We start from the raw sequence: 7509 nt of genomic DNA, 5'->3' as shown, positions 1-7509 counted from the left end.
TGTACACTTTGTTTTTGTGATGTGTGTCACATCAGAATTTTTTTGATAATCTGCCAAATTTGAAAAGCCGCTTGAGCATAGCTTCAAGCAGCTTTTTGTTGTTTACGGCAAGCTGTCGGAGCTGTGAACTTGTCCTTAGCTTCCTTAGCTTCCTTAGCTTCCTTAGCTTCCTTAGCTTCCTTAGCTAAAGTCACCATTGTCTACTTAGGTTTGTTGGCAGCGGTAGGACCAATACCACGTATTGCGCCAATTGCCTCTAGTTGTTTGTAGATCACAAAGTAACGATTGATATTCGTGACATAGGTTACGGGTTCGCGACTCACGTATTTTCTTGTCATGATTTCAACGTTCTTAAACCAAACATTAGGGTCATAGCCGTGCTTTTTAGCAAGGTAGCGCATTTTACGAATTTTAGCCGGGCCGGCGTTGTAGGCCGCCAGAGTAAAATAGAGCTGATTGTCTGGTGAGATATCAGGATCGTTAAAGTAGCGGTCTTTAATAAAGCGCATGTATTTCACGCCAGCATGGATATTGTTGTCGACCTTATGGATGTTCTTAATGTTAACGTTCTTGTCTTTTGCTGTACTTGGCAGCACCTGCATCACCCCAATGGCGCCTTTGTGAGAGACGCGGCTTTGATCAAGCCCTGACTCTTGAAATCCTTGTGCAGACATCATTAATGGATCGAACTCATAACGAGTCGAGTATTTCTCAAACACACCAGAGAGCTTGGCTACACGATCAACCTTATTTGGGTTGAGAGCACGGCTTAGCCAACGCGTGTTATCGATGTACTTTTGATAGATGACGTTACCCAATAACGTTCCACTGCGAGCTTGGCGAACGTATTTGTTGAGTTCTTTTTTAAGTTGAGGGCTCTCTTTGCGCAGTGCCCAAGCTATCTGGCTGTTTTCACGCAACGGCAGTTCATTGTGAACTTGTATATTGTCCATCACCTTGGTCCACAATCTGGCTTTGTGGCTATCGAGTATCGTCGCTTGAATGTAGCCTTGATTGACCAATTCGATCAGCTCGTAGTCTTGCAGTGTTTCTTCAATGAAATGGACATACAGAGGTGGAAGGTTCATCTCGTCCAACTCTTTATTCACGCGTTGAACACTTTCAAAGTAACTTGAACTTGCCCTTATCCACACTTCTTTACCACTCAATTGAGACAGTTCTTCGAGAGGCGCTTCGTCTTTACCAGTAATGACCAGCTCTTTTCCGTCTTTGATCATTGGATCAGAAAAATCGACGGCCTGTAGCCTTTTATCTGTGATGGTAAGATTTGCAACCGCGACATCACCGTGACCGGATTGTAGAGAGGGAAGAAGATCATCACGTTGTACTGGAATAATCTGTACGTTGATGTAGGGGTATTTCTTTCTCAGGCTCTTCTCAAAGTGATAAAGCATCTCGGCAATGATGCCCTTTGGTTTGCCATCTTCTATGAAGTAGAAACCCAAATCAGCGGAAACCAGCACACGAACCATGCCTTTTTTGCTGAGCGTATCTAAGTCGCCTTGGTAAGGTTCATTACTCAAGGGTGATAGCTCTAAGGCGTTAGAGATGGGGACGTACACCACCATCAAGATCAGTAATAACAACCTGCTCACATCCACGCTCCATGTTGATGTTTTGTTAATGGTTATTCATTAAAGATACCTTTCGTTAAGTCATTCATCAAGATTTACAACACGCAGTCCAAAAAAAAGCACACCGTGTTGGGTGTGCTTTTCAATCTAAAAAATTGCAGCTAAGACTATGGAATTGGGTTTAGCTCAATCAATTTCTCTGTTCTTGCTACCGCATCTTCAAGACCAAGCTGCTTGTATGCTTCCAACTGGATCTCAAGAGACTTACGTGCCGCAATGGTATCTGGGAACGTTTTTTGTAGCTCTTGTGTACGGTTGATTGCTGCAATCCACGCTTCGCGGCGCAGATAGAAATCAGCAGTCGCCAAATCATAGTCCGCTAGACGGTTTTTAAGAGCAAACATACGCTTTTGCGCGTCTTCCGCGTAAGGGCTGTTCGGGAATCGCTCTAGCAATTTCTTAAAGTCAGCAAAAGCCAGCTTCACAGGCTCAGGGTCGCGGTCACTACGATCAATGTTAAAAATGTCGTGCATAAAGTTGCGGTCTTGCGCCATGTGCGTCAAGCCACGCATGTAAAGTACCCAGTCTTGCTTCTCGTGCGTTGGGTTTAAACGTAAGAATCGTGAAATAGTCGCCAGTCCTAGCGCTAGGTCATCATTCTTGTAGTAAGCGTAAATGAGATCCAACTGTACTTGTTCTGAGTACGCACCGAATGGGTAACGTGAATCCAGAGCTTCCAGTTTTTCAATCGCAGATAACCAGCTACCACTCTGCAGAGACTCTTGTGCATCAGAATAGAGAACCGATGGCGGTACATCTGGGACGATCTCTTCACTGCTGCTACAACCAACTAACAGTGATACAGCTAATAGACCCGATAAAGTGAGGTGTTTCATGTCAGGCGTCGATTCCTTGAATTTAAATATTTTGTTCGCTTCCGTTACTTTCTAACCAGTAACAGATACAATGATGCAATTAATCTATTTTATCCATACTAATGGGTATTAGTCTCACGGTTTTTAAAAAAGTTCGATATGGCTCAGCAGATCACATTAACAGACACAGTAAAAAGCAGCCAGTTAGGTCAACGTTTAGACCAAACTGTTGCTGAACTCTTTACCGATTTCTCTCGCTCTCGCATTAAAGAGTGGCTTCTTGACGGCAAAATCCAAGTGGATGGCGAAGTTGTTACTAAACCTCGTATCAAGGTTATGGGCGGTGAAGAGATCATCTTACAAGCTGAACTTGAAGATGAAGAGCGCTGGGAAGCACAAGATATTCCTTTGGATATCGTTTACGAAGATGACGATTTATTGGTGATCAACAAACCTCGCGATTTTGTTGTACACCCAGGTGCAGGTACGCCGGACGGAACCGTGCTAAACGCGCTCCTACACCACTACCCACAAATCGCAGAAGTGCCGCGTGCAGGTATTGTTCACCGTCTTGATAAAGACACCACTGGCCTAATGGTAGTTGCGAAAACAGTACCAGCACAAACGCGTCTAGTTCGAGCGCTATCAAAGCGCCGTATTACTCGTGAATACGAAGCGATTGCGATTGGTAAAATGACAGCGGGTGGCATGGTTGAAAAACCGATTGGTCGCCACTCTACTAAACGTACGCTAATGGCAGTGAATGAGTTGGGTAAACCAGCGATTACTCACTACCGTGTTGCTGAACACTTCCGTGAGCACACGCGTATTCGTCTTCGTCTAGAAACGGGTCGTACTCACCAAATTCGTGTACACATGTCGTACCTACAACACCCTCTATTGGGTGATTTGGCTTACGGTGGTCGTGCTCGTATTCCAAAAGGTGCATCTGAAGAGCTAACGCAAATGATTCGTTCATTCGATCGTCAAGCTCTACACGCAGTTATGCTTCGTTTCGAACACCCGATTACAGGTGAAGAGATGGAGTTCCACGCTCCTGTACCACAAGATATGATTGTGATGGCAGAAGCGCTGCGCATTGACGCACGAGACAACAAAGAAGACGACATCTAACCATGATGATGATCATCCCAAACTGGAATGCCCCTAGTAATGTAAAAGCCTTCGCTTCAACTCGAGTCGATGGTTTTTCTCAGGCTCAGTATCAAGGCTTGAATTTAGGCAGCCATGTTGGGGATGATATTAATCTGGTTCAGAAGAATCGAGACTGGTTACAACAACAATCTAAGATGCCGAGTGCACCTGTGTGGCTTAACCAGACTCATTCAACAGATGTTGTTTCAGTCTTTGAGCCAACTTCCGAGATTCTGGATGCAGATGGCAGTTTCACGACTCAACAAGGTGTGGTGCTATCTGCTATGACTGCAGACTGTCTACCAGTGCTGTTAACTGACAGTAAGGGTACACAAGTTGCTGCGGTTCATGCAGGTTGGCGTGGTTTAGCGGGTGGGATTGTTGAAAACGCAGTCGCTAAATTCACGAATATTGATGACAGCAACCCTTTACTGGCTTGGCTTGGTCCTGCTATTGGTCGCGACGCTTTTGAAGTTGGCCAAGACGTATTAGATGCTTTTGTAGGATTTGACCCAGAAGCAGCACAAGCTTTTCGTGCGAAACCTAACATCGAGCAGAAATGGCTCGCCAATATGTCGCAACTCGCCACTCAGCGTCTTGCACATGTTGGTGTTACGCAAGTGTTTGATTGTAATCTATGTACCTTTGCGGATTCTGATAACTTTTACTCTTATCGCCGTGATGGAGTCACTGGACGTCAAGCGACCTTTATCTGGTTAGACTAATCGTAAAAACAGTGAACTTTCTGCGTGATAGTTCACTCCCTTCCCCTTGAAAATCCCCGATACCGTATCCATCTTCTATTCATAAGATAAACATATCTATAAGTAGGAAGGTTGGAATGCGTCTCGATCGATTCACCAGTAAATTTCAAATTGCGATATCTGATGCTCAGTCTCTCGCATTAGGTCGTGATCACCAATATATCGAACCGGTACACCTAATGGTGTCACTGTTAAATCAAGGTGGTAGTGCGATTCGTCCATTGCTTACCATGTTGAATATTGATGTGGTTCAGCTGCGCTCTAAATTGAGTGAGATCCTTGATCGCGTGCCAAAAGTGAGTGGCATCGGAGGTGATGTACAGTTATCAAGTGCGATGGGCACCTTGTTCAATCTATGTGACAAGGTGGCTCAAAAACGTCAAGACACCTACATCTCTTCAGAGATCTTCCTACTTGCTGCAATCGAAGACCGTGGCCCTCTGGGTAACTTGCTAAAAGAGCTGGGTTTAACAGAGCAAAAGCTTTCTCAAGCGATTGAGCAGATCCGTGGTGGTCAAAAAGTCGATGACCCGAATGCTGAAGACAAACGCCAAGCTTTGGAGAAGTTTACGGTAGACCTTACCGAGCGTGCAGAGCAAGGTAAGCTCGATCCTGTAATTGGCCGTGATGACGAAATTCGTCGCACCATTCAAGTATTGCAACGTCGCACCAAGAACAACCCTGTGATTATCGGAGAACCGGGCGTGGGTAAAACCGCGATTGTTGAAGGGCTTGCTCAGCGCATTATTAATAATGAAGTGCCGGAAGGTTTGCGCGGTCGTCGAGTGTTGTCTCTTGATATGGGCTCGCTTGTGGCGGGTGCTAAGTATCGTGGTGAATTTGAAGAGCGCTTGAAAGCGGTTCTTAATGAACTATCGAAAGAAGAGGGTAACGTCATCCTCTTTATCGATGAGATCCATACCATGGTCGGTGCGGGTAAAGGCGAAGGCTCTATGGATGCTGGCAACATGCTGAAACCGGCGTTGGCTCGCGGTGAACTTCATTGTGTTGGTGCTACTACGTTAGATGAGTACCGCCAATATATAGAGAAAGACCCTGCACTAGAGCGCCGATTCCAAAAAGTGCTGGTGGATGAGCCAACGGTTGAAGATACCGTAGCAATCCTTCGTGGCCTTAAAGAGCGTTACGAACTGCACCACCATGTTGAGATCACTGATCCCGCGATTGTGGCAGCGGCGAGTCTGTCACACCGTTATGTATCAGACCGCCAACTGCCGGATAAAGCCATCGATCTCATTGATGAAGCTGCATCAAGTATTCGTATGCAGATCGACTCCAAGCCAGAATCTCTGGATAAACTGGAGCGTAAAATCATCCAGCTTAAAATTGAGCAGCAAGCGCTGACCAATGAGAATGATGATGCCAGTGAGAAGCGTCTTAAAACTCTTGAAAACGAACTGCTTGATAAAGAGCGTGAGTTTGCTGAGTTGGAAGAGGTGTGGAATGCAGAAAAAGCAGCTTTATCTGGTACGCAACATATTAAGTCTGAGCTAGAACAAGCACGCATGGATATGGATTTCGCTCGTCGTGCGGGTGATCTGAACCGTATGTCTGAGCTTCAGTACGGACGTATTCCTGAATTGGAGAAACAGTTAGACCTTGCGACTCAAGCGGAAATGCAAGAGATGGCGCTGCTACGAAACAAGGTTACAGATACTGAAATCGCTGAGGTGCTATCAAAGCAGACGGGGATTCCTGTTTCTAAGATGCTTGAAGCTGAAAAAGAGAAGTTGCTGCAAATGGAGTCGGTGTTTCATAAGCGAGTGATTGGTCAGGCTGAAGCGGTAGAAGTGGTTGCTAATGCGATTCGCCGAAGTAGAGCCGGTCTATCTGATCCAAATAAACCGATTGGCTCATTCTTATTCTTAGGTCCGACAGGTGTAGGTAAAACGGAGCTTTGCAAAACTCTAGCGAACTTTATGTTCGACAGTGATGACGCAATGGTTCGAATCGATATGTCTGAGTTCATGGAGAAACATTCGGTGGCTCGCCTAGTCGGTGCTCCTCCGGGTTACGTCGGTTATGAAGAGGGCGGCTACCTCACGGAAGCAGTGCGTCGTAAACCATATTCAGTAATTTTATTGGATGAGGTAGAGAAGGCGCACCCGGATGTATTCAATATTCTGCTACAGGTATTGGATGATGGTCGACTGACCGATGGCCAAGGCAGAACGGTTGATTTCAGAAATACTGTTGTGATTATGACGTCTAACTTAGGCTCTGCTCGCATACAAGAGAACTTTGCTGCATTGGACTACCAAGGTATTAAAGATGAAGTGATGGAAGTAGTGGGTAAGCACTTCCGACCTGAGTTTCTAAACCGTGTCGATGAAAGTGTCGTGTTCCATCCATTAGGACAAGAGCATATTAAGTCGATTGCCTCTATACAGTTAAAACACCTAAGCAAGCGAATGGAAGACAACGGCTATGAGCTTGAGGTGTCAGATAAAGCGTTAGAGCTGATTGCTCAAGTGGGTTTTGACCCAGTTTATGGTGCTAGACCATTGAAACGAGCTATTCAACAGAGCGTTGAGAACCCATTAGCGAAAGCGATATTGGCAGGTAAGGTTAATCCGGATAAGAAAGTGCAGCTGTTAGTCCACAACGATCGAATAGTGGCACATCAATAACCCAACCTTACTAAATCATAGAGCGAATCAAGAAATCTAGCTTGATTCGCTTTTATTTTGCCCGTTTTGTTTGCTTTGTGTTCGAACGGTCCGTAAATGCAATTTTATTTAGAATTAGCACTTGTGCACTGGGGATTTCTCTCTATAATGCGCCTCCGTTGTCAGGGATAACCAAGCGGTTTGAACGAAGCAATTAGACGGTGATAAGCATTTAAGATGCTTTGAAAAAATAGCAGAAAAAAGTGTTTGACACTGAAAGTGAATTCGCTAGAATAGCCGTCCACTTCGAGAGGCTCCCAAGGGAACTTTAAGAAGTAAGATCTTTAACAATTTAAACCTATCAATCTGTGTGGGCACTCGTTGATGAATATCACTAAGTTTGTTTTCGCTTTTATAAGCAAAGGCAAACAGATACTTCGGTATCAAAATGATTTCAATGAACTGAGTGACCAATCGATAATTTATTATC

At 45.0% G+C, this 7509-nt stretch carries 5 protein-coding genes; 3 read left to right on the top strand and 2 right to left on the bottom strand.

What is annotated here, in order from left to right:
* Positions 1-200 precede the first annotated feature (200 nt).
* Together KI655_RS23810 and KI655_RS23805 are read right to left on the bottom strand one after the other, a co-directional pair.
* Positions 201-1622, bottom strand: a complete 1422-nt coding sequence (locus KI655_RS23810; protein WP_285409186.1) for a lytic transglycosylase F — start codon at positions 1620-1622, stop codon at positions 201-203.
* 140 nt (positions 1623-1762) lie between these two features.
* Complete coding sequence (locus tag KI655_RS23805; RefSeq protein WP_285409184.1) at positions 1763-2491, bottom strand: outer membrane protein assembly factor BamD; 729 nt, start codon at positions 2489-2491, stop codon at positions 1763-1765.
* A 138-nt stretch (positions 2492-2629) separates the two neighbouring features.
* Between KI655_RS23805 and rluD the strand changes: the two genes are divergently transcribed.
* The 3 genes from rluD to clpB all read left to right on the top strand — a co-directional run bounded on the left by rluD (position 2630) and on the right by clpB (position 7040).
* The gene (rluD, locus tag KI655_RS23800) at positions 2630-3604 is read left to right on the top strand and encodes a 23S rRNA pseudouridine(1911/1915/1917) synthase RluD (protein ID WP_285409183.1); all 975 of its coding nucleotides are present in this window, start codon (positions 2630-2632) and stop codon (positions 3602-3604) included.
* Positions 3605-3606: 2 nt separating this feature from the next.
* Positions 3607-4350, top strand: coding sequence for a peptidoglycan editing factor PgeF (gene pgeF / locus KI655_RS23795; protein WP_285409182.1), 744 nt, complete (start codon positions 3607-3609; stop codon positions 4348-4350).
* Between the two features lie 116 nt (positions 4351-4466).
* Positions 4467-7040 carry an ATP-dependent chaperone ClpB gene (clpB, locus tag KI655_RS23790; RefSeq protein ID WP_285409180.1) on the top strand — a complete coding sequence of 858 codons (2574 nt, stop codon included), beginning with the start codon at positions 4467-4469 and terminating at the stop codon, positions 7038-7040.
* Positions 7041-7509 lie beyond the last annotated feature (469 nt).

This window comes from Vibrio sp. D404a (genome assembly GCF_030248535.1).
Classification (GTDB): Bacteria; Pseudomonadota; Gammaproteobacteria; order Enterobacterales; family Vibrionaceae; genus Vibrio.
This window is presented reverse-complemented; position numbering and strand designations above follow the sequence as displayed.